Genomic DNA, 26,902 nt, shown 5'->3' with positions numbered 1-26,902 from the left:
TCGGGAAGTAGCTCAGCTTGGTAGAGTACTTGGTTTGGGACCAAGGTGTCGCAGGTTCGAATCCTGTCTTCCCGATAGTGTATCGAAAAAGTCTAATGGTTGACATTAGACTTTTTTTGTAGTTATTTTTTTATTAATTTATAAGAAAAAAGAGCTTTCGCTCTTTTCAACTTTATTTATTTCGCAGTTCAACATAACGGTTATACCAAATTTTGATATATTCCTCAGAAAAAGGACCTTTGTTTTGGTTTATCCAATCTACTAGAACCTTAACATTTTCCTTTAAAATAAAGTCGATGTCATCTGAATAGTGCATTTTTTCTTTATGCTGCTCGTATTCTTCAACATCTAACAATTTTTTTTCACCATTGGTAAAGACCTTGACATCGAGATCATAGTCGATATATTTTAAGGCTTCTTGGTCAATGTGAAAAGGACTTGCTAGGTTACAGTAGTAAGACACACCATTGTCACGGATCATGGCGATGATGTTAAACCAATATTTTTTATGGAAATAAACGATCGCTGGTTCACGTGTGATCCAACGTCTACCATCACTTTCAGTCACAAGTGTATGATCATTTACTCCAATAATTGCATTTTCGGTTATCTTTAATACCATGGTGTCACGCCATGTACGGTGTAAACTGCCATCATGTTTATAACTTTGAATTGTAATAAAGTCGCCTTCTTTAGGTAGTTTCATAACTTACCAACTTTCTACAATCTAAGTATATCCTCTATATTGTATCATATTTTTTCAAATTTTTTCTTATTTTTCTATTTAATTTTCAATTTGGTTTATGAATCTAAGTATTCTCTAATGGCTGACGTTATATCACTATAATCGTAGCCTTTTCTGGCTAGTGCCTGAGTCAAGCGTTGTTTGAGTTCATAGCCTTCATATTTTTTACTGTATTTACGGTATTGTTTTTCTAATTCTTTTAGGATGAGCTCATTGGTTGTTTCTTCATCTGCTTCTAGTTCAAGATTTTGGAATGCAATCTTTGCTTGGTTGTATGCAAAACCTTTTGAAATGAGTGCCTGGGTGATTTTCGTTTCAATGGCTTTTAACGGATATTTTCCTTGGTATTTTTTTAGGAGTTTTATTGCGGTACGGTCGATCACTTCTGAAAAATCATAGTCAGCAAGAATTTCTTGAAGGATAGATTTTGGGATCCCTTTTTGTTGAATTTTTTGTTGTAATAAGACAGGGCCTTTATCGCCACTGAGGAGGTTGGCCTCTATCAGGTTTCTGGCATATTGACGATCATCTAACCACTTTTCTTCTTTTAGGTGTTGGACAACTTTATCAATAATCTCAGTATCAATCTCATATTTTGTCAGGTAGTCTCGGACTTCTTTTGTTGTTCGAGCTTTAAAAGAAAGATGGTAAAGGGCCAGGTTTTTACCATAGGAGTATTGAGCAAACTCTTGGATTTCTTTTAGTTCCTCTTCACTGATTTCTTTCTCTTTGGAAAGAAAATATTTGACGATGGTATCTTCTGTGATGTAAAGTTTTTGATCATTGTCTAATTCAAGAAGGTAGAGTCTTTTTTTCTTTTCTAGTTTTGTAATTTTCATATTTTTTCTTTTATCCAAACGATTCAAAGGCAGCAACGAGTCGAAGTTTATGTATATCGACCTGATCTCTTCCATAATAGTCAAGAAATAGTTCAGCGTATTTAGGATCTTGTAGGTTATAGTTGAGGGACCAAACTGCCCAAAAGAGGTCGATATGCCGGTCACTGAAATCAGCCAAACCAAGATCAATAAAGCAAGAGAATTGGTCAGCATCTTTTAGAATAAAGTTCGGTAGACAGGCATCCCCGTGAATAAAGGCATCTGTCTTTAAAAGGTGCCCATGTTCTTGGATGAGTTGGAAGGCCTCTTCGCGACTGTTGATTTGGAATTGGGGTAGGAGCGCCTTGGCATAGAACTCACCTTTTTCATAGTTTTTCAAGGCTCTTTCTTTATAGGCTTGTAAATGATTATCTGATGGAAAATTTTTCGGATTTAAGCTGTGAAGCTTTTTAAGAGCCTCTGCCATGGTACGGCAGATTTTTTCTGGCTGGTCTAAAAAAGCGAGAGCATCATGGCCAATAGCCTCTTTAGTCAGGAGGTAGTCTTTATCTTTAGATAGATATTCGATAACTGGAGTTCCCAGTCCTTTGGTTTCAAACCACCTTGCAATGCTAGCTTCTCGCTCTAATCTTCCCTTTTGATCTATTTTCAAGTAGTAACCTGAATCAAGATAGAGAACCCTTGCGCCTGAATGAGAAGAGCTATCAGAAAGAGTTGCTCCCTCTATATAAGTTCGTAATTGCTCAGGAAAATCCAATGGGGAGAAATGAGATGTCTTTGTATTCATGGTTTTATTGTAACATATTCTTAACCATTGAGAAACTACGTGGTATAATAGACTTATGAGTCTTAAAGTCAAACAAAAAATTCCATTAAAAATCAAGCGTATGGGGATAAACGGGGAAGGTATCGGATTTTTCCAGAAAACCCTTGTTTTTGTTCCAGGAGCCCTCAAGGGTGAAGATATCTTCTGCCAAATTACAAGTGTCAAGAAAAATTTTGCGGAAGCCAAACTCTTATCTGTGAATAAAGCGTCTAAGTATCGGGTGACACCCATGTGTGATATCTATGAGACCTGTGGGGGCTGTCAAATCATGCATTTGAAGTATGACAAGCAGCTGGAGTTTAAAACAGATTTATTGCAACAAGCCTTGAAAAAGTTCTCACCTGAAGGCTTTGAACAGTATGACATTCGGCCAACAATCGGAATGCAGGAGCCTCTTTACTATCGGGCCAAATTGCAATTTCAAACAAGGAAATTTAAAGGCCAGGTCAAGGCGGGTCTCTATGCTCAAAATTCACATTATTTGGTAGAATTAAAAGATTGTTTGGTTCAAGATCAGGTTATTCAAGCGATTGCCAATGATTTTGCGGATTTATTGACTTACTATCAGATTCCAATTGCTGATGAGCGTAAAGAACTGGGTGTCAGAACTATGATGGTTCGACGAGCTCGGAAGTCTGGTCAGGTTCAGATAATTGTGGTCACCAGTCGGCAGATTAATTTAAAGGATTTAGTGGAAGACTTGGTTAAGAAACACCCTGAGATTGTCACCGTTGCTGTTAATAAAAATACGTCTCGCTCCAGTGAAATCTATGGTGAACAAACACAGATTATTTGGGGTGAAGAGGCTATTCTTGAAGGCGTTTTGGATTATGAATTCTCCCTCTCTCCTCGAGCCTTTTATCAACTGAATCCGGAGCAGACTGAAGTCTTGTATAGTGAAGCGGTCAAGGCTTTGGATGTATCGCCAGAGGATCATCTAATTGATGCCTACTGTGGGGTTGGAACGATTGGGTTTGCTTTTGCTAATAGAGTGAAAAGTGTTCGGGGGATGGATATCATTCCTGAAGCGATTGAAGATGCCAAATACAATGCTAAACGGATGGGATTTGAGAATACCCACTATGAAGCTGGGACGGCTGAGGAAATTATTCCCCGTTGGTACAAAGAAGGCTATCGAGCAGATGCAGTCATTGTGGATCCACCCCGTACGGGTTTAGGGGCGAAATTGATCGAGACCTTATTGCACTATGCACCTGACAAGATGGTCTATGTCTCTTGTAATGTATCGACTTTGTCAAGAGATTTGGTAGCTTTGACAAAGGTCTATCGGGTTGAATACATTCAATCAGTGGACATGTTTCCACATACGGCAAGGACAGAGGCTGTCGTGAAGTTAGTGAAGAAGTGAAAATGAACGAAATGAGTAAAGGAAATAGGAAAATGGACAATGTTATTGATGTATCGATTCCAGTTGCTCAAGTCATTGATCAACATCCGGAAGTATTGGATTTGTTGGTGGAGTTGGGCTTTAAACCCTTAGCCAATCCGATCATGCGCAATACAGTTGGGCGCAAGGTTTCCTTGAAACAAGGATCAAAATTAGAAGGTACCCCTATGGAGAAGATTGTGCGAACCCTAGAGGCTAACGGCTATGAAGTAGTGGGGCTAGACCAATGAGTGATGAACGAATTCACGTCTTAAGAGATATCTTATTAGAGCTTCATCATGGAGCCTCTCCTGAGTCGGTTCAGGAACGGTTTGATGCGACCTTTGCAGGGGTTTCTGCGATTGAGATCTCTCTTATGGAGCATGAACTGATGAACTCCGATGCAGGGGTCACTTTTGAAGATGTTATGGAGCTTTGTGATGTCCATGCCAATCTCTTTAAGAATGCGGTTCAAGGGGTCGAAGTTGCAGATACTGACCATCCAGGTCATCCTGTTCAAATCTTTAAACAGGAGAACTTAGCTCTTCGTGCGGCTATGATGCGGGTACGCCGCTTGCTAGACAATTATGAGACGACTGAGGATCCTGAGATGATTCAGGAGATTCATAAGGGCTTGTTACGTCAGCTGGGCTTAGTGGGTCAATTTGACCGGCATTACCGTCGTAAGGAAGAGTTGATGTTTCCGATTATGGAAAAATATGGGCATGATTCCCCACCAAAAGTGATGTGGGGAGTGGATGACCAGATTCGAGAACTCTTTGCGAAAGCTTTGGATGCGGCCAAAAAATTACCGGATTCTAGTATTTCTGAAGTCAAGGAACGCTTTGAAGCCTTTGCGCAAGAGTTTGAGGGTATGATCTTCAAGGAAGAGTCGATCCTCTTGATGATTTTGCTGGAGTCCTTTACCCAGGATGACTGGCTCTCCATTGCAGAAGAAAGTGATGCTTATGGTTATGCCATTATCCTTCCGAGTGAAAAGTGGGTGCCAAAACGCGTTGACTTCAAAGAGGAAGCGTCTGAAGAGTCAGAAGGTTCAACTGAATCGCTTTCTTCTTCAAATGGAGATGAGCACCGTCAGGTCATTGAGACTCCTGAGGGGCAGTTGACGATTACCTTCACGCCTAAGAAAAAAGAAGAGAGCTTCGACCGCAAGCAACCACAAGCTTTTGGCCATGGATTTTTATCGGTGGAGCAAGCGAATTTAATCTTGAACCAGTTACCAATGGAGATCACCTTTGTCAATAAGGATGATATTTTCCAATATTACAATGATGCTGCGCCTTTTGAGGAAATGATTTTTAAGAGGACGCCATCGCAGGTAGGACGCAATGTTGAGCTGTGTCACCCACCGAAATATTTGGAGAAGGTCAAAGCGATTATGAAGGGGCTTCGTGAAGGGAAAAAGGACAAGTATGAAATGTGGTTCAAATCAGAATCGCGTGGGAAATTTGTCCATGTCACCTATGCAGCAGTGCGTGATGAAGCTGGAGAGTTTCAAGGTGTCTTGGAATATGTTCAGGACATTCAACCTTATCGAGAGATCGATACGGATTTTTATAGAGGAATGGAGTAAAGATGAGTTACGAAATAGAGTTTATGAAGGAGTTTGAGGAGTGGATCAAGACTCAAGTCATGATCAATGAAATGGCTCTCGAAGAGAGTAAGAAGGTTTTTGATGAAGACCAGGATGAGCGAGCTAAAATCGCGATGATTCGCTATGAAAGCCGTTTGGATGCTTATCAGTTCTTGCAAGGGAAGTTTGAAAATTTCCATGCTGGAAAAGGATTTCATGATTTACCAGATGGCCTCTTTGGTGAAAGAAAATATTAAAAATACCTTATTGAAGGCGTTTAACTAGCTAGATTTACCTGAAAATTGAGCAATGACTTGATTTTTTAGGGGATTGTGATACAATAAAAAAGTTGAAATGACATCAACGGATTTTTGAATGGAATGATAGTGATGAAACCTTGTTGCCTTAGGAATTGATCACTGAATTTAGGAGGAAAAATGGCAAAGAAGAACGTAAACCGTGCGAAACAATACAAACATCAAAATAGACATCTTTTGAAAAAAGCTGTCGCAACTGTAACTGCAGCTGTGAAAGAAGCACCTAAAAAGGTTGAGAAAGCTACAAAAGCAGTGGCGAAAGAAGTGAAACAAGCAGCTTCTTCAGTGGAAGAATTTGCTGCAAGTTTGGAAGGTGTGGCACTTGATCGTGCGCAAACATTCTATGATGAAGGTATTCGCTCTGTTGCGGACTTTGCAAATTGGACAGAAAAAGAGTTGTTGGCCCTTAAAGGAATCGGCCCAGCTACAATCAAGAAATTGAAAGAACTAGGCGTTAAATTTAAATAATCGCTTTTGTGATTTCTTGCTATTTCCAAGAAAACTTGCTAAAATGAACCTATTAGAGGTGTTTTGAATCCCACATTTTACAGAAAGTGGCGGTGCTGAGAAGTCCACAAATGTGTCAAAACTGGTTGCTAATGGATGAAATTAAAAAATGAAATATAAATCTTTTTGTTTCCTTTTAGGACTAGGCGGCGAGTTGCAGGCTGTACTGAAGTACGCCAAGACGAGCTAACGACGTCATAAAAGTGAAACAAGAAGATTAAAGATGCGGGCTTTGCCCGAATTTGGGTGGTACCGCGGATCAACACATTCGTCCCTGTCAGATTAATGACAGGGACTATTTTTCTTTTACACCCCTAGCCAAAGGAGGTTGTCATGAAACAATCTTTTAACACCAGTAAACTCTACTATGGTTTTCCGATCTTCATCTTGGGGTATCAGGACCAGAACTTTGAGCACAATATCACAACCTGCAGTTCCTCTTATAGTCTGGGAGATTGGCTCGTCATAGGGGTTGGTGCTGAGGAAAATGCGGCAGACCAGATTAAGCATTATCAACAGTTCACTGTGAACATCCCTGATGAAAACTTTATGCTGGAGATGGAGCAGGCTGGCTTTATCAGCCATCGGGAGAAGTTGGATCACTTAGGGCTGGACTATGAGATTTCTGAACGGACCCAGGCTCCGATTTTGGAGGCCTGTCCAGTCGTATTGGATTGCCAGGTAGATCGGATTATCGAGGAAGATGGCATTTGCCATATCTTTGCAAAGATTCTTGAGCGACTGGCTGATCCAGAGCTCTTAGATGATAAGGGGCATTTAAAAAATGACCGTTTTGCACCGACTTACTTTATGGGGGACGGCCATCAGCGCGTTTATCGTTATCTGGACGACCGAGTCGACCCCATGGGAAGCTTTATGAAGAAAGCGAGGAAGAAGAATGACAAGAGCTGAGCTGCCAGAACGAATCGAAACGGAGCGTCTGGTCTTACGAGTCCGAACAGTGGCGGATGCTGAGGACATCCATGCCTACGCCAGTCTTCCAGAAGTCTCTTACCCAGCAGGCTTTCCACCCGTCAAGACCTTGGAAGACGAGATCTATTATCTAGAGCATATCCTTCCCGATCGCAATCAAAAAGAAAATCTTCCAGCTGGTTACGGCATTGTGGTCAAAGGAACCGATAGAATCATTGGCTCTGTTGACTTCAACCATCGCCACGAAGACGATGTGCTGGAGATTGGCTATACCTTGCACCCAGACTATTGGGGCCGGGGTTATGTACCCGAAGCAGCGCGTACCTTGATTGACCTGGCTTTTAAAGAACTAGGGCTTCATAAGGTAGAATTGTCTTGCTTTAGCTACAATGTCCAAAGTCAACGAGTTGCTGAGAAGCTTGGTTTCACCCTTGAAGCACGCATAAGAGACCGTAAAGATGCCCAAGGCAATCGCTGTGATGATTTGAGATACGGCTTGCTGAAGAGTGAGTGGGAAACTCAAAATAAACATTAAAAAGAAATAACTAGAAAGGACGCACACATGTCTAAAGAACTTTCACCTAAATACAATCCAGCCGAGGTTGAGGCTGGTCGTTACCAAAAATGGCTTGACGAAGATGTTTTCAAGCCTTCTGGCGATAAAAAGGCTAAGCCTTATTCAATCGTTATTCCACCACCAAACGTAACTGGTAAACTTCACCTTGGTCACGCTTGGGATACAACTTTGCAAGATATCATCATCCGTCAAAAACGGATGCAAGGTTTCGATACGCTTTGGCTTCCAGGTATGGACCACGCAGGTATTGCTACTCAAGCTAAAGTAGAAGCGCGTTTGGCTGAGGACGGCATCTCTCGTTATGACCTTGGTCGTGAAAAATTCCTTGATAAAGTTTGGAAATGGAAAGACGAGTATGCCACTACTATCAAGCAACAATGGGGCAAGATGGGGCTTTCTGTAGACTACTCTCGTGAGCGTTTTACCCTTGATGAAGGGTTGTCAAAAGCCGTTCGTAAGGTCTTTGTAGAGCTTTACAAGAAGGGCTGGATCTACCGTGGTGAATTTATCATCAACTGGGATCCAAAAGCCCGTACAGCCCTTTCTGATATCGAGGTTATTCACAAGGATGTCGAAGGTGCCTTCTACCACATGAACTACATGTTGGAAGACGGTTCACGTGCCCTTGAAGTAGCAACAACTCGTCCTGAGACTATGTTTGGGGATACTGCCGTAGCGGTTAACCCAAATGATGACCGTTATAAAGACTTGATTGGTAAAAATGTTATCTTGCCAATCTTGAACAAGCCAATCCCAATCGTTGGTGACGAACACGCAGACCCTGAATTCGGTACCGGTGTGGTGAAGATCACACCTGCCCACGACCCTAATGACTTCTTGGTTGGTCAACGTCATAATCTTCCGCAAGTCAACGTTATGAACGATGATGGTACCATGAATGAATTGGCTGGCGAATTCAACGGTATGGACCGCTTTGAAGCACGTAAGGCTGTTGTTAAGAAATTGGAAGAAATCGGTGCCCTTGTTAAGATTGAGAAGATGACCCATTCAGTTGGTCACTCAGAGCGTACAGGGGTTATGGTTGAGCCACGCTTGTCTACGCAATGGTTCGTCAAGATGGATCAATTGGCTAAGAATGCCATTGCCAACCAAGACACAGATGATAAGGTAGAATTCTACCCACCTCGTTTCAACGATACCTTCCTTCAATGGATGGAAAATGTCCACGACTGGGTAATCTCTCGTCAGCTCTGGTGGGGTCATCAAATCCCTGCATGGTACAATGCTGAGGGTGAAATGTACGTTGGCGAAGAAGCGCCAGAAGGTGACGGATGGAAGCAAGACGAAGATGTCTTGGATACTTGGTTTAGTTCAGCTCTTTGGCCATTCTCAACTATGGGCTGGCCTGATGTCGAGTCAGAAGACTTCAAACGTTACTTCCCAACTTCAACCTTGGTAACAGGTTACGACATCATCTTCTTCTGGGTGTCTCGTATGATTTTCCAATCATTGGAATTCACTGGCCGTCAGCCATTCCAAAACGTCCTGATTCACGGTCTCATTCGTGACGAGCAAGGACGCAAGATGTCTAAGTCACTCGGTAACGGGATTGACCCAATGGATGTTATCGAGAAATACGGTGCCGATGCCCTTCGTTGGTTCCTTTCAAACGGTTCTGCACCAGGGCAAGACGTGCGTTTCTCTTACGAGAAAATGGATGCGTCATGGAACTTCATTAACAAGATTTGGAACATCTCACGTTACATCCTCATGAACAATGAAGGTTTGACCTTGGAGGTGGCGCGTGAAAATGTGGCTAAAGTCGCTGCTGGTCAATCAGGTAACGTGACAGACCGTTGGATTCTCCACAACCTCAACGAAACTATTGGAAAAGTCACTGAAAACTTTGATAAGTTTGAATTCGGTGTGGCTGGTCACATCCTCTACAACTTCATCTGGGATGAGTTTGCGGACTGGTATGTTGAGTTGACTAAGGAAGTGCTATACAGCGATAACGAAGACGAAAAAGTTATCACACGCTCTGTTCTTCTTTACACTTTGGACCAAATCTTGCGTCTCCTTCACCCAATTATGCCATTCGTAACTGAAGAAATCTACGGCCAAATCTCTGAAGGAACAATCGTGACGGCGGAATACCCAGTGGTTCGTCCAGAGTTTGAAAACGAGGAAGCAGCAGCTGGTGTAGAAGCTCTTAAAGATGTGATTCGCTCCGTTCGTAACTCACGTGCAGAAGTGAACGTAGCGCCAAGTAAGCCAATCACTATCTTGATCAAGACAAGCGACAGCAAGCTCGATGCCTTCTTCAATGATAATGTCAACTACATCAAACGCTTCACAAACCCAGAACACCTGGAAATTGCAGCAGATGTCGAAGTACCTGACTTGGTTATGTCAAGCATCATCACAGGTGCAGAAATCTACTTGCCACTGGCTGACCTTCTCAATGTTGAAGAAGAATTGGCCCGTCTTGAAAAAGAATTAGCCAAATGGCAAAAAGAACTGGATATGGTTGGTAAGAAACTCTCTAACGAACGCTTCGTAGCCAATGCCAAACCAGAAGTCGTCCAAAAAGAACGCGACAAACAAGCCGACTACCAAGCGAAGTACGATGCGACCGTCGCACGTATTGATGAGATGAAGAAACTTGTGAAATAAACACAGAAACACGGCGGTATGCCGTGTTTTTTTGTATGATTCTGTAAGAGAAAAAGTTTAAGTAACTATTTTTAGGCCATTTTCCAGAAATAATCGATGATATAGGTCAGGCCGTAGGTATAGATGACCAGGGTGATGGGTTTGCAGAGGATGATGATGGACATGTAGCGTTTGAAGGTCATATTGGTCAGACCTGCCAGCATACAGATGAAGTCGGCAGGACTAACTGGCCAGATCATCATGAAGATAAAGAAGCGATCGAACCGCTTGCCTTCATTGAGCCAGCCAATATACTTGTCATAGGTCTTCTGGCTGACCATGGATTGGACGAACTTAGGCCCGTACATTCTCGCGAGATGGAAGATAATAGCACAACCGATGACGATGCCGATGTAGTTATAAATGGTCCCGATAATATGACCGTAGATGAAAACACCTGCTACAGATGTCAGGGCGCCGGGAATAATAGGGACCACTGTCTGAAGGATCTGAAGAAAGATAAAGAGAGGGGGTCCAAAGATGCCCGCTTGTAGAATAAAAGCTGACAAAGTTTCCTTGGATTGAAGGATGCCAGCAAAGTAGGCCCAGATACAAAAGGCCAAGGTCCCAAGAGCTCCGATGATGGAGGACCAATTAATGATGCGCTGGAGAAGAGGAGAGACCTCTTTTAAGCTTGTTTGTTTCATAAAAAATTCCGAGTTCTTTTTCTTCTACTATACCATGTTTTTGGAACTTTGTAAGGATTTTGTCTATTTTTTGAGCAGTGAAATTGACCTGATAGGAGTCTGTCGTTGTTTTAGTCGTGAAGCGAGTGCAAAATGGGCCTTTTTATGCTACAATGAAAGGAGTATAAAAAATGGAGAAAAACGTGTCAATCGAAAATTACAAACCAGATTTTGCGGTGGAAGCAGCCTATGATCTCACCGTTGCAGACTTGAAAAAACAGGGTATTAAGGCAGTCCTTGTGGATTTGGATAACACCTTGATTGCTTGGAACAATCCGGATGGAACTCCGGAGATGCGCCAGTGGTTGCATGACCTTCGTGATGGTGGGATCCGGGTTATTGTGGTGTCTAATAATAGTCCCAAACGGGTCAAGCGTGCGGTTGAGAAATTTGATATTGACTATGAAGCGTGGTCGCTTAAGCCTTTTACTTTTGGGATTGATCGAGCTCTCAAACGTTTCCACTATGAAAAAAATGAAGTGGTCATGGTGGGTGATCAGTTGATGACCGATATTCGGGCTGCTCATCGGGCGGGTATTCGTTCGATTTTGGTCAAGCCCTTGGTAGAGCATGACTCCATCAAGACGCAGATCAACCGGGCGCGTGAACGCCGGGTTATGAAGCAAATGGCCGAAAAATATGGTCCGATTGTATATAAAAAAGGAATTTAAGAATGGAAGAATTATTCTGTATTGGCTGTGGAGCCCCCATTCAGACAGAAAACAAAGAGGGGCTGGGCTATACTCCCCAATCAGCTCTTGAAAAGGGCTTGGAAACAGGGGAAGTCTATTGCCAACGCTGTTTCCGTCTCCGTCACTATAATGAAATCACAGATGTGCATCTGACAGATGATGATTTCCTCAGACTTCTTCATGAAGTAGGAGATAGTGATGCTCTCGTGGTCAATGTAGTCGATATTTTTGACTTTAATGGCTCCGTCATTCCTGGCTTACCTCGCTTTGTAACAGGAAATGATGTGCTTTTGGTCGGAAATAAAAAGGATATCTTGCCCAAGTCTGTCAAGGATAGCAAGGTGACCCATTGGTTGATGGAGCGAGCCCACGAAGAAGGCATGCGTCCTGTCGATGTGGTCCTCACCTCTGCCCAAAACAAGAGTGCTATCAAGGATTTGATGGAAAAAATTGAGCAGCACCGCAAAGGCCGTGATGTCTATGTGGTGGGTGTGACCAACGTAGGAAAATCGACCCTCATCAATGCGATTGTCCAAGAAATCACTGGGGATAAGGATATTATTACAACTTCTCGCTTCCCAGGGACAACACTGGACAAGATTGAAATCCCACTGGACGATGGATCCTACATCTACGATACACCAGGGATTATCCATCGCCACCAGATGGCTCACTACTTGACGGCTAAAAACCTCAAGTATGTCAGCCCTAAAAAGGAAATCAAGCCCAAGACCTACCAGCTCAATCCAGAGCAAACCCTCTTCTTGGGCGGCTTGGGACGCTTTGACTTTATCAAGGGAGAAAAGCAAGGTTTCACCGCCTTCTTTGATAACGAACTCAAGCTTCACCGAACCAAGCTAGAAGGAGCTACGGCCTTTTATGATAAGCATGTGGGTAGCTTATTAACTCCCCCTAACAGCAAGGAAAAAGAAGAATTCCCACCCTTGGTTTCTCATGAGTTTACCATCAAGGACAAGACAGACCTCGTCATCTCAGGACTCGGCTGGATCCGTGTCAATGGGGAAGCAAAAGTAGCTGTGTGGGCACCAGAAGGCGTCGCCGTCGTCACCCGCAAAGCTATTATTTAAAAAAAACAGGAAAAAATATATCTGAAGAGCGAACAAAGTGAGCTCATCAAGAGATCGTTATTGCCGTGGTGTAGTTGCCAATCGATAGATTGGCAAGGGCAAAATGGAGACCAAGGCTCCATTTTGAGGTGAGGAAATCCATTTTTCAAAGATGAGATCTTTGAAAAATTAGTTCCCGCCGTCCCCACCACTTAAAATAACGATCAAGAAAAAAGGAAGTAAAAACATGACATTAACATCCAAACAACGGGCTTTCCTCAATAGCCAAGCCCACAGCCTTAAACCCATTATCCAAATTGGGAAAAATGGGCTCAATGACCAAATCAAAACCAGTGTGCGCCAAGCGCTGGATGCGCGAGAATTGATCAAGGTGACTCTTCTTCAAAATACGGATGAGAATATCCATGAAGTCGCAGAAATCTTGGAAGAAGAAATCGGTGTGGAAACTGTCCAAAAGATTGGTCGGATTCTCATCTTGTTCAAACAATCGAGCAAAAAAGAAAATCGTAAAATTTCAGCGAAGGTAAAAGAAATTTAAGACATCGAGGAGAGCAAACCTATGGCAATTGAACTATTGACTCCCTTTACCAAGGTAGAGTTAGAGCCAGAGATCAAAGACAAGAAACGCAAACAAGTTGGTATTTTGGGTGGAAATTTCAATCCGGTCCACAATGCCCATTTGGTCGTTGCGGATCAAGTGCGCCAACAATTAGGGTTAGATAAGGTGCTCTTGATGCCTGAGTATGAGCCGCCGCATGTCGATGCCAAGGGGACGATTGCAGAGCACCATCGCCTTAAGATGCTGGAATTAGCCATTGAAGGCATTGAAGGTCTGGAGATCGAGACGATTGAACTCGAGCGGAAAGGGATTTCCTATACCTACGACACCATGCTCTTGCTCAATGAACGGGATCCAGACACAGATTATTACTTCATCATTGGTGCAGATATGGTAGATTATTTACCAAAATGGCACCGCATCGATGAATTGGTGGAGATTGTGCAATTTGTCGGGGTCCAGCGGCCACGCTATAAGGCAGGGACTTCTTATCCGGTGATCTGGGTGGACGTTCCTCTAATGGACATCTCCTCTAGTATGGTGCGTGATTTTGTGGCTAAAGGCCGGACGCCGAATTTTATGTTGCCAAAACCAGTCTTGGACTACATCAAGAAAGAAGGTTTGTATTAATGACCTATGAAAACTATCTCGGCTTTTCTCGTGAGGTCTTGCTTGAAAAAATGCGCCAAATCCTGCCAGAAAAGCGACTAACTCACTGTTTAGGGGTTGAGAAGGCTGCGCGTGACTTGGCCAAACGCTATGGGGCTGACGAAGAGCAGGCTGGCCTAGCGGGTTTGTTACATGACTATGCCAAGAAATTATCAGATCAGGAATTTCTAGACTTGATTGATCGCTATGAGCTGGATCCAGCATTAAAAAACTGGGGCAACAATGTCTGGCATGGGATGGTCGGGATTTACAAGATTCAAGAAGACCTCGGATTGACAGATCCAGCCATTCTTCGCAGTATTGAGATTCACACCGTGGGGAGTGGACAGATGTCGATCTTAGATAAGATTGTCTATGTGGCTGATTACATTGAGCACAACCGGGCCTTTCCGGGGGTAGATCAGGCGCGTGACATCGCCCAAGTTTCTTTGGATCGTGCCGTGGCCTATGAGACGGCTCGCACAGTCGAACACCTGGCTCACCAAGGATTGCCCATTTATCCCCAAACACTTGAAACCTATAACGCCTTTGTGAAGTATTTGAAAGAGGAGCAGTGAGTGAAGACAGCTTTTATCATTATTGATGTACAAAATATCTTAGTGGAAACAGGTTTTGAGACAGGAAAGCTCTTAGAGAAGATCGCTTATTTGCAAGATCAGGCTAGAAAACAGCAGGTTGAAATCATCTATATACAGCATATTGAAACGCCAGAGGCTTTAACTTCGGAAGATTGGCAATTATCGCCCCTGTTGAAGAGGAAGGCAGATGAGAAGGTGTTTCAGAAGCGATACAATAGCATATTTAAAGAGACAGGATTAAAAGAATACTTGGATCAACAAGGGGTTGAACAACTGGTCCTGTGTGGTATGCAGACAGAATATTGTGTCGATACATCCGTCAAAGTGGGATTTGAATACGGCTATAAGCTGATCATTCCAGAAGGAGCTGTCACAACCTTTGATGGAGAGGATATCCCGGCAGAAACGCTCAATGAATTTTATGAGAACATTTGGGCAGAACGCTTTGCGGATGTCTTAGATTACAAATCAATTTTTTAAGGAAAGAGGATTACATGAAAGAAAAAGAACTACTTGAATTAGTTGTCAAAGCAGCAGATGAAAAGCGCGCGGAAGACATTGTGGCTTTGGATGTTCAAAGCTTGACCAGTGTGACAGATTACTTTGTCATCGCAAGCTCTATGAATAGCCGCCAGTTGGAGGCTATCGCTGAAAATATTCGCGAGAAGGTCATTGAAGCTGGTGGGAATGCCAGCCACGTCGAAGGTGATTCAGCTGGAGGTTGGGTCCTTCTTGACTTAGGTGATGTGGTAGTCCATGTCTTCTCAGAAGAAATGCGTGCCCACTATAACCTAGAAAAGCTATGGCACGAAGCAAGTGCTGTCGATCTTTCAGCAGCCCTAGCATAAGCAGGTAAACTCAGTTGGTAGCAACTGAGTTTTGTTGGTTAAATTGAAATTCTATGGAAAGAAAGGATGGGGCCTCGTGTTTGGTTAATTTGATAATTGAACACGAGCTAAAAGCTGTGAGAAAAAGAGGAACTTCCTTTGTATCTGACGATAGGGCGGAAAGTTTCCTATTTTCTCTTTGCTTTTAAGGCTCTTTGTATCTTAGAAAGGATTTGAACCCGTCCTGTAATCCTCGGAAAATAGATAGCTCTCCTTGGAGCTTAGCTCCATCGTCGTGCTCCTAATTTTCTATCGGATTACGGGCGGACTTGGTATCATGAATATGGCGACTTATGAAACCTTTGCGGCGGTCTATGATGCGGTCATGGATGACAGTCTGTATGATTTGTGGACGGATTTTTCTCTCCGGCATCTCCCTAAAAGCAAGGATCGGAAAAAATTACTGGAATTGGCTTGTGGGACAGGGATTCAGTCTGTTCGCTTTTCTCAAGCTGGATTTGATGTGACGGGGTTAGACCTGAGTGCTGACATGCTGAAAATTGCTGAAAAAAGAGCTGCTTCAGCCAAGCAGAAGATTGATTTTATCGAGGGCAATATGCTGGACCTGTCGCAAGCAGGCACTTATGATTTCGTGACCTGCTACTCGGATTCTATCTGCTATATGCAGGACGAGGTAGAAGTAGGGGATGTCTTTGAAGAAGTGTATAATGCCCTCAATGAGGACGGAGTCTTTATCTTTGATGTCCATTCGACCTATCAGACAGATGAGGTCTTCCCAGGCTATTCTTACCACGAAAACGCAGAAGACTTTGCCATGCTCTGGGATACTTACGAGGACGCGGCCCCTCACTCGATCGTCCATGAGCTGACCTTCTTTGTCCAAGAAGAGGATGGCAGCTTTAGTCGCCACGATGAAGTTCATGAGGAACGCACCTATGAAGTTTTAACCTATGACATTTTATTGGAGCAGGCTGGCTTTAAATCTTTCAAATTGTATGCAGACTTTGAAGACAAAGCGCCAACAAAGACCAGCAAACGATGGTTTTTTGTAGCACAGAAGTAGGACAGCATGACAGTTATAGGTATTATTGCAGAATTTAATCCCTTTCACAATGGTCACAAGTACCTGTTGAAACAGGCAGACGGGCTGAAGATTGTGGCCATGTCCGGAAATTTTGTTCAACGTGGCGAGCCTGCCATTGTAGACAAGTGGATTCGCGCGCAGATGGCTTTGGAAAATGGAGCGGATCTGGTGGTCGAGCTCCCCTTTCTTGTGGCTGTTCAGTCGGCTGATCATTTTGCCAAGGGAGCGGTAGAAATCTTGTCCCGTCTAGGAATTGACCAATTGATTTTTGGGACAGAAGAAGTCTTGGATTACCAAGCGATTGCGACTATTTATTCGGAGAAAGGAGCGGAAATGGAAGGTTTCTTGCGAAGTCTTCCAGACGATTTATCTTATCCACAAAAGACCCAAAAAATGTGGGAAACCTTTGCTGGAGTGGAGTTCACAGGAGATACTCCCAATCATATTCTAGGGCTGGCTTATGCCAAGGCTTGTGCTGGGAAGGGGATTGCGCTTAAGCCCGTCCAGCGCCAGGGTGCGGGCTACCATTCAGAAGAAAAAGAAGTGGCCTATGCTTCTGCGACTAGTCTACGCCTACACAAGGAAGATCAGGACTTTGTTGCTAGATTCATGCCCAATAGCCAACTCTTTCAGTCGGCTCCACAGGTATCTTGGGAGAATTATGACCAACTGCTCCGTTATCAAATCCTAACCCGTCCGGATTTGACACAGATTTTTCAGGTCAATGAGGAACTGGCCAATCGGATAAAGGATGCGGTTCGAAGTGCTAGTTCTGTGGAAGACCTGGTGGAGAAAGTCGCAACCAAGCGCTATACCAAGGCGCGTGTGCGCCGCATCTTGACCTACATCTTGGTAGGGGCGATGGATCAATCTCTTCCCGATGCCATTCATGTCTTAGGATTTTCCGCAAAGGGACAAGCTCACCTCAAATCACTAAAAGGTCAAGTGGACTTGGTGACCCGAATCGGTAAGGAACCTTGGGACAGTTTGACCCAGCAAGCCGATCAGGTGTATCAACTAGGCCATCCCCAATTGCCAGAGCAGATCTGGGGTCGGGTGCCAGTGAGGGTGGAAGAATCAACAGTCTGACGTAAATTTTCTCTGTCCACATTCACGTAAGGCAAGAAAGTGATGATGCGCGGAAACAGTGTTTATCTACTGTCTAAAAATTCCTTTAGACAGTAGATTTTTTTTACCAAATTTAGAAATTTTTTACGAATAATTAATTGGAGAAGGGAAAACTTGTACAAGTTCCTGACAAGTTTTTCTTTTTCATGTATAATAATAGAAAAGAGGTAGAATGAGGTATGGCAATGGAAGCAGTCGTTTATTCAACATTCCGCAATCATTTGAAGGATTATATGAAGAAGGTGAATGATGAGTTTGAGCCTTTGACGGTCGTGAATAAGAATCCAGACGAAGATATTGTGGTCATCTCTAAGAGCGAGTGGGACAGCCTACAAGAAACCCTGAGACTAGCTCAGAACAAGGAATTGTCAGATAAGGTCTTGCGGGGCATGGCAGAAGTCCGAGCTGGTCAGGTTCAACTCCATGAGATTGAGGGGTAACAGATGTTACTCAAGTTTACAGAAGATGCCTGGAAGGATTATTGTTACTGGCAAAGTCAGGACAAAAAAACACTGAAGCGAATCAATACCCTTATCAAAGAGATCCAAAGGGACCCATTTGCAGGGATTGGTAAGCCTGAGCCTTTGAAATATGACTTTCAAGGAGCATGGTCAAGACGGATTGATGCAGAGAATCGCCTGATTTATATGCTAGATGAGTCAGGTGTCGCTTTTCTGTCATTTAAAGATCATTATTAAGTCTTTAAAAGAGTATCTTTTTGATAGTTAGGATAGCTCTTTAAAGTTTCCAACTCGAAGAAAAATTCCTATAAAATCCCATTTCTAAAAATAGAAAAATCTAGTCTAACTTCGATGATTTGTGATATAATATAAAAGATTGAAAATAATTTGAAAAAATTTAAGGAGAATCCTCATGGGACGTAAATGGGCCAATATTGTTGCCAAAAAAACTGCCAAAGATGGTGCCAACTCAAAAGTGTATGCTAAATTTGGTGTGGAGATCTATGTAGCTGCTAAAAAGGGTGAACCAGATCCAGAACTAAATACTGCTTTGAGATTCGTTATTGACCGTGCGAAACAAGCACAAGTGCCAAAACACGTGATTGATAAAGCGATCGATAAGGCAAAAGGAAATACAGACGAAACCTTTACAGAAGGACGTTACGAAGGATTTGGACCAAATGGTTCGATGTTGATCGTTGATACTTTGACTTCAAACGTTAACCGTACAGCTGCCAATGTCCGTGCTGCTTTTGGTAAAAACGGTGGGAACATGGGAGCTTCAGGTTCTGTATCTTACCTCTTTGACAACAAAGGTGTTATCGTCTTTGCTGGTGATGATGCTGATGCGATCTTTGAACTTTTGCTTGAAGCAGATGTGGATGTAGATGATGTCGAAGCAGAAGAAGGAACGATCACAGTCTACACTGCTCCAACTGATCTTCACAAAGCAATCGTTGCTTTGCGTGAATCAGGTGTCGAAGAATTCCAAGTAACAGAATTGGAAATGATTCCTCAATCAGAAGTTGAGTTGTCAGGTGAAGATTTGGAAACATTTGAAAAACTTTACAGCGTTCTTGAAGACGACGAGGACGTACAAAAAATCTACACAAACGTAGATGGATTCTAATCACTCGTAAGGACTGTAGTGAATCCCATAAATCAAGAAAAAGGATAGCTTCTCAGATCAAGCTATCCTTTTTCTCTGTCTGATGAGGATCTATCTTTTGTAAGTGATGTCCTGTATAAGCGTAAATACGGGTCAGGGGTGATTGGGAGAGTGTGGAAACCTTAAAATAGAAATAATGGTCTCGATGATCCCGACTTTTAGTATGGTGAAGACGAAAGTAGTTTCGCTGGCCTGCTGCCATAGAGTGGAGAATATCGTCTTCTAAAAAGACGAGCGGCGTAGAAGTAGCGGCCCACTTGTAAAAGTCTGTCTCAAATTGGTGGTAATTCTCCGAAAAATAATCAAATTGTAATTCGTGTTTAGTTTGAATAGGTTTCATAGGCTGTTTCCTCAGATTCAATAAAAATGATAGAGTCTACGAGGAGACGGTGATAGTGGTCATCGCTTTTGAGAAGAACTTCAGAAGCAGATAAGGTGTGAATCGAACCTGTGTAGGTTGCAAATTGATTCCCCTCTAAAGTTGTGATCGAGATCGTCGTTTGTTGTTGAAAGGCCTGCTCCAGGAGCTGGATCTGTTCAGCAAGTGGAAGAACCGTGAGCTGACTGTGGTCAATTTCTTTTGTATGCAGGGCAGTTGTGTGCTCGGATAAAAAGAAGCCAGCCCATTTGGCCATACCACGATCTTGAAACTCGCGGGCGGATTGATAAGGGAGATAAGAACGGTCAATCATGTTAATCCATCTAAGCCTCCTGCGGAATGTCCGCCTGTTAGTTTACTGCGTGCAATGGCGCGTGAGTTTTCTAGTAATGAGGAGCCTTTCTGAAGAGAGGTAAAGCCAAATTGATCCCGAATGCGGTCAATGGTCTGCTGGAGTTTCTCCTCTTTTTCCAAGGCTACTGGGTCATCGAAGAGAGAAAGGAGTTGAAGAGACTCCTCGACAAGTTCTCCATAAAAAACACCAATCTGCCGAATGGCGCCTCCTTCGTACTTGGAGCGAAAGAGCCGCAGAACCGTATCGGATAAAACCTTGGTGGATTGGGTAGGCTCAATCTTTTGCTGGCAGTGAATGGACGGAAGCCCCTCGATTTTGGAGTAGGAGGCATGAATGGAGACCAGCTGGGTCTTCTTTTTTTTCCGTCGCAAGCGAATAGCCACCTGTTCAGCCATCTCCCGAAATACCAGTTCAATGTCGGTTTGTAGATGGTAGTCATAGGGCAAGATTTGAGAGTTGCCAATGCCTCGTGATTTCGGACGATAAGGCTTGTGGACATTGCTTTCATCAATGCCATGAGCATGGAACCACAGTTGAAGGCCCATGACTCCGAATTCTTTCTTTAAGAGATCTGGGTGAGCCTGGGCCAGTTCAGCAATCGACGTGATCCCGATCTTTTGCAATCGTTTTTCAGTACGACGTCCAATGCCCCAAAAATCAGTGAGCTGGGGCAGTTTCCAGACCTTACTTTCTACATCTTCATAAGACCAATTGGAGCGCATATTTCGGCAATGCTTAGCTTCATTGTCCAAGGCTAGCTTGGCAAGAAGGGGATTGGCATTGCTGAGGCCGATGGTAGAGTAGATTCCAGTTTCCTGCCAGATCCTTTTTTGGATCCTGGCAGAAAGGAGATCCAGTTTTTCCTTTCGAGAGAGGGAGGGATCTGGAATAAAATAATTTAAGGAAGAGGTCAGATCGATAAAGCCTTCGTCAATCGAGTAAGGGAAAATATCATCTGGTGCCGCAAATTCCTGAAAGACCTTCTGAATTTCCATATTGACCTGAATGTAAGCATTCATCCGTGGAGGCACAATCAGGGTTCTCTTGGCCCAGGATTCAATGGATGCAATAAAGGCTGGATCTGTGGGCAATCCTTGTTTTTTGGCGGCGTAGCTATTAAATTTTCTGGTTTTGAGGTCAAAAGGTAGGTCGTAGCTACGGCTAACATTTTTCTTGCCGAAGACTTGTTTGAAAACGGGAGAGCTCGCCAAAATCAGGCCAGCTGAATTGTCGCTCCGACTCATGACGCAAAGAGAAGTCGTCAAGGGATTGAGCCCCAGACGGACACATTCACAACTGGCATAAAAACTTTTCATATCCACAAAAGCAATATCAGAATGAGGCTCACGTGAATAATCAAATAGCATATTTAAACCTCGAGTGGAAGAAAATGACCGACCACAATGCCGACGATTTTGGGCTCGTCTTCATAGGGAGCAAATAAATCGTCGTAATCAGGGTTGATGGATTCTAAGCGCAAACCTTCCGCTTCCCGATAGACTTTCTTGATGTAGGTTTTTCCATTCCAGATGAGGGCGTAGACAGCACCATCATAGTCAAAGCCAGTCTGCTTCATGAGGGCAACAGAGCCATTGGGATAGAGAGGTTCCATCGAATCTCCGGATACCCAAGAAGCAAAGTCATGCTGGATCTCTTGGTCAAAATAGACGGTTTCATAGTCCGTTTCGTTGTCATAAAAAGTGTGTCCTAAACCGGCTGCCAACTCAATCGAAAGAACCTTATAAGCAGTCAAGGAAACAACTTTTTGCTGCTGTTCCAATAACTGGCTGGCCAACTGGTCGACTTTCTTTTGATGAGGTGGGGTTAATAAAGGGTAGGTGTAGAGTGCAGACTCTTTGTTAATAAAGTAGTCCTCTTTAACGGAGAGGCGCTTGGCCAACCTCCTGAGATTTTTTTCGTGTGGCTCCGCTAAGCCATTCTCCCAACTGGAGTAAGTCTTGCGAGAAATCTTGAGCTCCTCGTAGACATCTGCTTGGGTTAAGCCTTTTTCCAGGCGTCTTTCTTTTAGTTTTTTTGCATCAAACATGTCACTTCTCCTATGTAACGTTTTAAAAGTTACATATAGTTTATCAAAAATGAATCCTTTTTGCAAGAGAAAAATTCAGTTGAAAACGAATGAAAAGACTTGATTTTGATTGAAAAAAGAGTATAATCATTTCTAAAATGTCTATAAATGAGGAACTATATGAAAAAAAGTTTTATCCACCAACAAAAAGAAATTTCGTTTGTTAAAACGACTTTTACACAATATTTAAAAGATAAATTGGACATCATTGAAGTCCAAGGGCCAATTTTGAGCAAGGTCGGAGACGGGATGCAGGATAACCTTTCTGGGATTGAACATCCGGTATCTGTAAAGGTCCTTCAAATTCCTGATGAGACTTATGAAGTCGTGCATTCACTCGCAAAATGGAAACGCCATACCTTGGCACGTTTTGGTTTTGGCGAAGGAGAAGGTCTCTTTGTCCATATGAAGGCCCTTCGTCCAGATGAAGATTCGCTAGATGCTATCCACTCTGTTTATGTAGACCAATGGGACTGGGAAAAAGTCATCCCAAATGGTCAACGCAACATCGCCTACCTCAAAGAAACGGTTGAAAAGATCTACAAGGCGATTCGTTTAACAGAACTAGCAGTAGAAGCGCGCTATGATATTGAGTCAGTTCTTCCAAAACAAATTACCTTCGTTCACACAGAAGAATTGGTGGAACGCTATCCAGATTTAACTCCAAAAGAGCGTGAAAATGCCATTGCCAAAGAATTCGGAGCCGTTTTCTTGATCGGGATTGGTGGAGAGCTTGCAGATGGCAAACCACATGATGGACGTGCACCTGACTACGATGACTGGACAACAGAGTCTGAAAATGGCTACAAAGGCTTGAATGGCGATATCCTCGTCTGGAATGACGTTCTAGGTTCAGCCTTTGAGCTGTCTTCAATGGGAATCCGTGTCGATGAAGATACGCTTCGCCGTCAAGTTGCGATCACAGGGGACGAGGATCGTCTCCAATTAGAGTGGCACAAAGCTTTGTTAAATGGTCTTTTCCCACTTACAATTGGTGGAGGGATCGGACAATCTCGTTTGGCGATGTTCTTGCTTCGTAAGAAACATATCGGTGAAGTCCAAACCAGTGTCTGGCCTCAATCTGTCCGCGATGAATATGAAAATATCCTATAAGGAAGAAAGAGAGTGGGACAGAAATCGGTAATTCGTTAGAATTCGATTTCATCGTCCCACCTCCGCACAGTTGAGTAGGGCTGTAAAAGCTGATGAAATCAGCGTAGTAGAGCCCACTCAACCACTGCGTCTTACTCGACAATCCAAAAATAATTGAGAGGCTAGGACTTTTGTCCCAGCCTCTTTTAATTATCGCTTGACCATATCAAATCGCAATTTTCTGATTTTTTTTGGTATAATGGTCCCTATGAAAATAGTATCTGGAACCTATGGGGGACGTCCCCTCAAAACACTTGAAGGAAAAACAACCAGGCCGACTTCTGATAAGGTCAGAGGGGCCATGTTCAATATGATTGGTCCTTACTTTGATGGTGGAAGAGTGCTGGATCTCTATGCAGGAAGCGGTGGGCTCTCTATCGAAGCCGTTTCTCGAGGCATGTCAGAGGCCGTTCTAGTGGAAAGAGATCGTAGAGCGCAGGAGATTGTAGCAGCCAATATTGCCATGACCAAGGAAAAGGAACGGTTTCAACTGCTAAAAATGGAGGCCAAGCAAGCCTTAGGGCTTTTAACGGGCACCTTTGATTTGGTGTTCTTAGACCCTCCGTATGCCAAGGAAGAGATTGTCCGCGATATCGAAACCTTGTGCGAGCGCCATCTCTTGTCAGAGGACATCATGATTGTGTGCGAAACCGATAAACATGTAGAACTTCCTGAGGAAATCGGACAAGTGGGAATCTGGAAAGAAAAAATCTATGGAATTAGTAAGGTAACAGTATATGTCAGATAGAAGTGGATTGTTTACAGGATCGTTTGATCCGATTACCATTGGGCATGTGCAATTGATCGAGCGAGCTAGTCGCTTGTTTGACCGTGTCTATGTCGGAATTTTTTATAATTCGGAAAAAGTCGGACTCTTTTCCATTGAGCAGCGCGTGCGCATGGTGAAAGGGGCCCTGGCTCATTTGGAAAATGTTGAAATTGTGACGTCAACTCAAGAGTTGGCTGTGACAGTGGCGCGCAATCTTGGGGTCATCACCTTGATCCGGGGCTTGCGCAATGCACAGGATCTGGTATACGAAGCCAATATGGATTACTTTAATCATCAGTTGGCGCCTGAATTGGAGACGGTTTATCTCTATGCCCAGCCACCTTACCAGGCCATTAGTTCAACGCGTATTCGAGAGTTGCTGGCTTTTCAGCAGGATATCTCACCTTATGTCCCAAAGAGTGTAATGGAGGAAATCAAAGATGACACAAGCGAATAAACCAAGCTTGACCACTAAAAAGAAAAAAGGACGGTTGAAAGAATACCGATGGCCGATTGCAGGCGTTCTTTTCTTGCTCCTCTTGCTAGCTGCTTTTGTGATTCGCCTTCCCTATTATATTGAGATGCCGGGTACGGCAGAAGATATTCGATCGGTCATGACAGTGGATGGAAAAATGGATACCAAGTCAGGGTCTTATGACTTTGTAACCGTGGCAGTGAAAGAAGCGACCCCGGCTGATTTGATCTATGCTTGGGCGACACCTTTTACAGATATCTACTCTGCCAAGGATATGACAGGTGGTAGTTCGAGCCAAGAATTTACACGGATTAACCAATTCTATATGGAAACCTCGCAAAATATGGCCATCTACCAAGGGTTAAAGACAGCTGGAAAAGAAACCCAGATGGACTTTCTTGGTGTTTATGTTATGCAGGTAGCAGATGACTCGACTTTTAAGGGAATCTTGAACATTGCGGATACCGTCACCGGTGTGAATGGCAAGACCTTTAAGAGTTCCAAAGAATTGATTGACTATGTCGGTTCTCAAAAAATTGGCGACCCTGTTTCAGTGACCTATATTGAGGATGGACAAACCAAGACCGCAGACGGAAAGATCATCAAATTGTCTAACGGGAAAAACGGAATCGGGATTAGCCTGATCGACCGGACTGAAGCCAAAGGAGATGTTCCTGTCCAGTTTGCGACTCAAGGGATTGGTGGACCAAGTGCCGGCATGATGTTTAGCCTAGCTATCTACACCCAAGTGGCTGATCCAGATCTTCGTCAGGGACGCCATATTGCAGGGACAGGAACCATTAACCAAGATGGAACGGTTGGCGACATCGGTGGGATTGACAAGAAAGTCGTCGCAGCCGATAAAGAAGGAGCAGAAATTTTCTTTGCCCCTAATAATCCTGTTTCCAAAGAAGAAAAGAAAGCCAATCCCAAGGCCAAATCAAACTATGAAACAGCGAAAGAAGCAGCGAAACAAATTCATTCGAAGATGAAAATTGTCCCCGTCAAAACCCTTCAAGACGCTATTGATTATTTGAAGAAGAATTAGAAGTATCTTGTTAGATCAGTCTCGTACTTGAAAGTACGAGGTAGAGTTGGCAGATAGGAAGATTCACCTTCTAATCAAATTCAAGTTTTTGCTTATCAATCTCTCTATTTTTAGAGGGATTTTTTCTTTATACTGGTATCAGAAAGAAAGGGAGGTAGTGAAATGATTCAAACCAGTTTGTTTTCCATTTCAGTATTCTTAGCGGGAGTTCTATCCTTTTTCTCCCCATGTATTTTGCCACTGATGCCAGTCTATGTAGGGATTCTATTGGATTCTGAACGTGTGAAAACTGTTCGGATTTTTGGAAGAGATATTTCTTGGTACGGCTTGGTGAAGACTCTTTGTTTTATCGCAGGTCTATCAACTGTTTTCCTGATTCTAGGATACGGTGCAGGGGCCCTTGGCCAGGTGCTTTATGCTCCATGGTTTCGCTATCTGCTAGGAGGGATTGTGATCCTATTAGGGATTCACCAAATGGAAGTGATCAATCTGAGACAACTCCAAAAGCAAAAGACCATCCAACTCAATAAGAATCGGGAGCGCAATGAATTCTTCAATGCTTTTCTGATAGGGGTCACCTTCAGTTTTGGTTGGACCCCTTGTGTAGGACCAGTTCTGAGTTCTGTTCTAGCCATTGCCGCTTCTGGAGGAGATGGTGCTTTGCAAGGCGCTCTCCTGATGCTGGTCTATACATTAGGATTGGCGCTCCCCTTCTTAGTCTTGGCTCTAGCTTCTAGCTGGGTTCTACAACATTTTGCTAAACTCAAGCCCCATATGGGAACCTTGAAAAAAATTGGTGGTGCCCTCATCGTCTTGATGGGCATCTTGCTGATGCTAGGAAATCTTAATAGCCTCGCATCTTTGTTTCACTAATCTTGAATGATTAAAGGAGAAAAATCATGAAAAAAATTCTTGCACTTTCTATTGCTACACTTAGCATCGTCACTTTAGCAGCTTGTTCTGGACAGAAATCAGATTCAGATATGAAAAAAACGGACGATAGTAGTATGATGAAGAAGGACGATATGAAGAAGGACGATATGAAGAAGGATGACATGAAGGATTCATCCATGTCCGATGATAAAATGAAAAAAGAAGACATGAAAGATTCATCTATGATGTCTGACAGCAGTTCTGAAATGAAGGACGATATGAAAAAAGATGAGATGAAATCTAGCGATTCAGAAATGAAAAATGAAAAGAGTGAATCATCTGATATGAAATCAGACAAGGAATGAAAGATGGGAGAGGTCATCTGAGGATGACTTTCTCCTTG

Annotated in this window: 34 protein-coding genes and 1 tRNA gene; 27 read left to right on the top strand and 8 right to left on the bottom strand. The window is 43.2% G+C overall.

What is annotated here, in order from left to right; genetic code table 11:
- The first annotated feature begins 1 nt into the window (after position 1).
- Positions 2-75, top strand: a tRNA-Pro gene (locus M1G14_RS09865).
- A gap of 97 nt (positions 76-172) precedes the next feature.
- Here M1G14_RS09865 and ntdP read toward each other — a convergent pair.
- The 3 genes from ntdP to M1G14_RS09850 form a co-directional block, all read right to left on the bottom strand.
- Complete coding sequence (gene ntdP / locus M1G14_RS09860; RefSeq protein WP_003005798.1) at positions 173-706, bottom strand: nucleoside tri-diphosphate phosphatase; 534 nt, start codon at positions 704-706, stop codon at positions 173-175.
- A gap of 95 nt (positions 707-801) precedes the next feature.
- Positions 802-1,584: a recombination regulator RecX gene (recX, locus tag M1G14_RS09855; RefSeq protein ID WP_247926555.1), complete on the bottom strand. Its 783-nt coding sequence runs from the start codon at positions 1,582-1,584 to the stop codon at positions 802-804.
- 10 nt (positions 1,585-1,594) lie between these two features.
- Positions 1,595-2,371 (bottom strand): aminoglycoside 3'-phosphotransferase, encoded by a 777-nt coding sequence (locus tag M1G14_RS09850; RefSeq protein ID WP_247926554.1) that lies wholly within the window; start codon positions 2,369-2,371, stop codon positions 1,595-1,597.
- Positions 2,372-2,426: 55 nt separating this feature from the next.
- Here M1G14_RS09850 and rlmD point away from each other — a divergent pair, with 55 nt between their 5' ends.
- From rlmD to M1G14_RS09810, 8 genes are all read left to right on the top strand, one after another.
- A complete protein-coding gene (rlmD, locus tag M1G14_RS09845) occupies positions 2,427-3,779 on the top strand; it encodes a 23S rRNA (uracil(1939)-C(5))-methyltransferase RlmD (RefSeq protein WP_247926553.1) in 1,353 nt (450 codons plus the stop codon).
- Positions 3,780-3,811: 32 nt separating this feature from the next.
- Positions 3,812-4,048 carry a DUF1858 domain-containing protein gene (locus M1G14_RS09840; RefSeq protein ID WP_003014300.1) on the top strand — a complete coding sequence of 79 codons (237 nt, stop codon included), beginning with the start codon at positions 3,812-3,814 and terminating at the stop codon, positions 4,046-4,048.
- On the top strand, positions 4,045-5,391 hold the full coding sequence (locus M1G14_RS09835; protein ID WP_247926552.1) for a DUF438 domain-containing protein: 1,347 nt from the start codon (positions 4,045-4,047) through the stop codon (positions 5,389-5,391). Before M1G14_RS09840 ends, M1G14_RS09835 begins: the two co-directional genes overlap by 4 nt.
- 2 nt (positions 5,392-5,393) lie before the next feature.
- Entirely contained in the window at positions 5,394-5,648 is a 255-nt protein-coding gene (locus tag M1G14_RS09830; protein ID WP_061591232.1) for a DUF1912 family protein, read from the top strand.
- A 180-nt stretch (positions 5,649-5,828) separates the two neighbouring features.
- Positions 5,829-6,176: a helix-hairpin-helix domain-containing protein gene (locus tag M1G14_RS09825; protein WP_003011968.1), complete on the top strand. Its 348-nt coding sequence runs from the start codon at positions 5,829-5,831 to the stop codon at positions 6,174-6,176.
- A gap of 372 nt (positions 6,177-6,548) precedes the next feature.
- Positions 6,549-7,127: a flavin reductase family protein gene (locus tag M1G14_RS09820; RefSeq protein ID WP_247926551.1), complete on the top strand. Its 579-nt coding sequence runs from the start codon at positions 6,549-6,551 to the stop codon at positions 7,125-7,127.
- A complete protein-coding gene (locus tag M1G14_RS09815; RefSeq protein ID WP_049474397.1) occupies positions 7,114-7,683 on the top strand; it encodes a GNAT family N-acetyltransferase in 570 nt (189 codons plus the stop codon). Before M1G14_RS09820 ends, M1G14_RS09815 begins: the two co-directional genes overlap by 14 nt.
- 27 nt (positions 7,684-7,710) lie before the next feature.
- Positions 7,711-10,362 carry a valine--tRNA ligase gene (locus M1G14_RS09810; protein ID WP_247926550.1) on the top strand — a complete coding sequence of 884 codons (2,652 nt, stop codon included), beginning with the start codon at positions 7,711-7,713 and terminating at the stop codon, positions 10,360-10,362.
- Positions 10,363-10,433: 71 nt separating this feature from the next.
- Here M1G14_RS09810 and M1G14_RS09805 read toward each other — a convergent pair whose 3' ends face one another.
- Entirely contained in the window at positions 10,434-11,048 is a 615-nt protein-coding gene (locus M1G14_RS09805) for a TVP38/TMEM64 family protein (RefSeq protein ID WP_247926549.1), read from the bottom strand.
- Positions 11,049-11,230: 182 nt separating this feature from the next.
- On the opposite strand from M1G14_RS09805, the gene M1G14_RS09800 reads away from it, so the two are divergent.
- The 12 genes from M1G14_RS09800 to M1G14_RS09745 all read left to right on the top strand — a co-directional run bounded on the left by M1G14_RS09800 (position 11,231) and on the right by M1G14_RS09745 (position 19,323).
- Positions 11,231-11,758 (top strand): YqeG family HAD IIIA-type phosphatase, encoded by a 528-nt coding sequence (locus M1G14_RS09800; RefSeq protein WP_045759146.1) that lies wholly within the window; start codon positions 11,231-11,233, stop codon positions 11,756-11,758.
- 2 nt (positions 11,759-11,760) lie between these two features.
- Positions 11,761-12,867: a ribosome biogenesis GTPase YqeH gene (yqeH, locus tag M1G14_RS09795; protein WP_247926548.1), complete on the top strand. Its 1,107-nt coding sequence runs from the start codon at positions 11,761-11,763 to the stop codon at positions 12,865-12,867.
- A gap of 226 nt (positions 12,868-13,093) precedes the next feature.
- Positions 13,094-13,405: a ribosome assembly RNA-binding protein YhbY gene (yhbY, locus tag M1G14_RS09790; protein WP_003005853.1), complete on the top strand. Its 312-nt coding sequence runs from the start codon at positions 13,094-13,096 to the stop codon at positions 13,403-13,405.
- Between the two features lie 21 nt (positions 13,406-13,426).
- Positions 13,427-14,056 (top strand): nicotinate-nucleotide adenylyltransferase, encoded by a 630-nt coding sequence (locus M1G14_RS09785; protein ID WP_247926547.1) that lies wholly within the window; start codon positions 13,427-13,429, stop codon positions 14,054-14,056.
- A complete protein-coding gene (gene yqeK, locus M1G14_RS09780; protein ID WP_003012035.1) occupies positions 14,056-14,652 on the top strand; it encodes a bis(5'-nucleosyl)-tetraphosphatase (symmetrical) YqeK in 597 nt (198 codons plus the stop codon). The genes M1G14_RS09785 and yqeK overlap by 1 nt, the downstream gene beginning before the upstream one ends.
- On the top strand, positions 14,653-15,153 hold the full coding sequence (locus M1G14_RS09775; RefSeq protein WP_024054973.1) for a cysteine hydrolase family protein: 501 nt from the start codon (positions 14,653-14,655) through the stop codon (positions 15,151-15,153).
- A 14-nt stretch (positions 15,154-15,167) separates the two neighbouring features.
- Positions 15,168-15,521 (top strand): ribosome silencing factor, encoded by a 354-nt coding sequence (gene rsfS, locus M1G14_RS09770; protein WP_049522610.1) that lies wholly within the window; start codon positions 15,168-15,170, stop codon positions 15,519-15,521.
- A 322-nt stretch (positions 15,522-15,843) separates the two neighbouring features.
- Positions 15,844-16,584, top strand: coding sequence for a class I SAM-dependent DNA methyltransferase (locus M1G14_RS09765; RefSeq protein WP_282184847.1), 741 nt, complete (start codon positions 15,844-15,846; stop codon positions 16,582-16,584).
- 6 nt (positions 16,585-16,590) lie between these two features.
- The gene (locus M1G14_RS09760; protein ID WP_045759150.1) at positions 16,591-17,694 is read left to right on the top strand and encodes a nucleotidyltransferase; all 1,104 of its coding nucleotides are present in this window, start codon (positions 16,591-16,593) and stop codon (positions 17,692-17,694) included.
- A 224-nt stretch (positions 17,695-17,918) separates the two neighbouring features.
- Positions 17,919-18,173, top strand: a complete 255-nt coding sequence (locus tag M1G14_RS09755; protein ID WP_003014291.1) for a type II toxin-antitoxin system Phd/YefM family antitoxin — start codon at positions 17,919-17,921, stop codon at positions 18,171-18,173.
- Between the two features lie 3 nt (positions 18,174-18,176).
- Positions 18,177-18,431, top strand: a complete 255-nt coding sequence (locus M1G14_RS09750; protein ID WP_013903192.1) for a Txe/YoeB family addiction module toxin — start codon at positions 18,177-18,179, stop codon at positions 18,429-18,431.
- Positions 18,432-18,606: 175 nt separating this feature from the next.
- A complete protein-coding gene (locus tag M1G14_RS09745; protein ID WP_003005873.1) occupies positions 18,607-19,323 on the top strand; it encodes a YebC/PmpR family DNA-binding transcriptional regulator in 717 nt (238 codons plus the stop codon).
- 52 nt (positions 19,324-19,375) lie between these two features.
- Here the strand turns inward: M1G14_RS09745 and M1G14_RS09740 are convergent, their stop codons facing one another.
- Genes M1G14_RS09740 through M1G14_RS09725 form a run of 4 tightly spaced genes read right to left on the bottom strand, consistent with a single transcriptional unit; the run spans position 19,376 to position 22,143 of the window.
- Entirely contained in the window at positions 19,376-19,702 is a 327-nt protein-coding gene (locus M1G14_RS09740; RefSeq protein ID WP_009732369.1) for a DUF5960 family protein, read from the bottom strand.
- Positions 19,683-20,054: a hypothetical protein gene (locus M1G14_RS09735; RefSeq protein WP_024054963.1), complete on the bottom strand. Its 372-nt coding sequence runs from the start codon at positions 20,052-20,054 to the stop codon at positions 19,683-19,685. Before M1G14_RS09735 ends, M1G14_RS09740 begins: the two co-directional genes overlap by 20 nt.
- The gene (locus M1G14_RS09730; RefSeq protein WP_024054964.1) at positions 20,051-21,463 is read right to left on the bottom strand and encodes a Y-family DNA polymerase; all 1,413 of its coding nucleotides are present in this window, start codon (positions 21,461-21,463) and stop codon (positions 20,051-20,053) included. Before M1G14_RS09730 ends, M1G14_RS09735 begins: the two co-directional genes overlap by 4 nt.
- Positions 21,464-21,465: 2 nt before the next feature.
- Positions 21,466-22,143 (bottom strand): helix-turn-helix domain-containing protein, encoded by a 678-nt coding sequence (locus M1G14_RS09725; RefSeq protein ID WP_024054965.1) that lies wholly within the window; start codon positions 22,141-22,143, stop codon positions 21,466-21,468.
- Positions 22,144-22,302: 159 nt separating this feature from the next.
- Here M1G14_RS09725 and asnA point away from each other — a divergent pair, with 159 nt between their 5' ends.
- The 6 genes from asnA (at position 22,303) to M1G14_RS09695 (ending at position 26,864) form a co-directional block, all read left to right on the top strand.
- Positions 22,303-23,295 carry an aspartate--ammonia ligase gene (asnA, locus tag M1G14_RS09720; RefSeq protein ID WP_003005888.1) on the top strand — a complete coding sequence of 331 codons (993 nt, stop codon included), beginning with the start codon at positions 22,303-22,305 and terminating at the stop codon, positions 23,293-23,295.
- A gap of 247 nt (positions 23,296-23,542) precedes the next feature.
- Entirely contained in the window at positions 23,543-24,082 is a 540-nt protein-coding gene (gene rsmD / locus M1G14_RS09715) for a 16S rRNA (guanine(966)-N(2))-methyltransferase RsmD (protein WP_021152746.1), read from the top strand.
- Positions 24,072-24,560 (top strand): pantetheine-phosphate adenylyltransferase, encoded by a 489-nt coding sequence (gene coaD, locus M1G14_RS09710; RefSeq protein ID WP_024054875.1) that lies wholly within the window; start codon positions 24,072-24,074, stop codon positions 24,558-24,560. Before rsmD ends, coaD begins: the two co-directional genes overlap by 11 nt.
- Positions 24,544-25,626 carry a SepM family pheromone-processing serine protease gene (locus M1G14_RS09705; RefSeq protein WP_024054874.1) on the top strand — a complete coding sequence of 361 codons (1,083 nt, stop codon included), beginning with the start codon at positions 24,544-24,546 and terminating at the stop codon, positions 25,624-25,626. Before coaD ends, M1G14_RS09705 begins: the two co-directional genes overlap by 17 nt.
- A 162-nt stretch (positions 25,627-25,788) precedes the next feature.
- Positions 25,789-26,499 (top strand): thiol-disulfide oxidoreductase-associated membrane protein CcdA2, encoded by a 711-nt coding sequence (ccdA2, locus tag M1G14_RS09700; protein WP_023917418.1) that lies wholly within the window; start codon positions 25,789-25,791, stop codon positions 26,497-26,499.
- 26 nt (positions 26,500-26,525) lie between these two features.
- On the top strand, positions 26,526-26,864 hold the full coding sequence (locus tag M1G14_RS09695; RefSeq protein WP_023917420.1) for a hypothetical protein: 339 nt from the start codon (positions 26,526-26,528) through the stop codon (positions 26,862-26,864).
- The last annotated feature ends 38 nt before the right edge of the window (positions 26,865-26,902 follow it).

This window comes from Streptococcus parasanguinis, from assembly GCF_023109675.1.
GTDB classification, from domain to species: Bacteria; Bacillota; Bacilli; order Lactobacillales; family Streptococcaceae; genus Streptococcus; species Streptococcus parasanguinis_I.
This window is presented reverse-complemented; position numbering and strand designations above follow the sequence as displayed.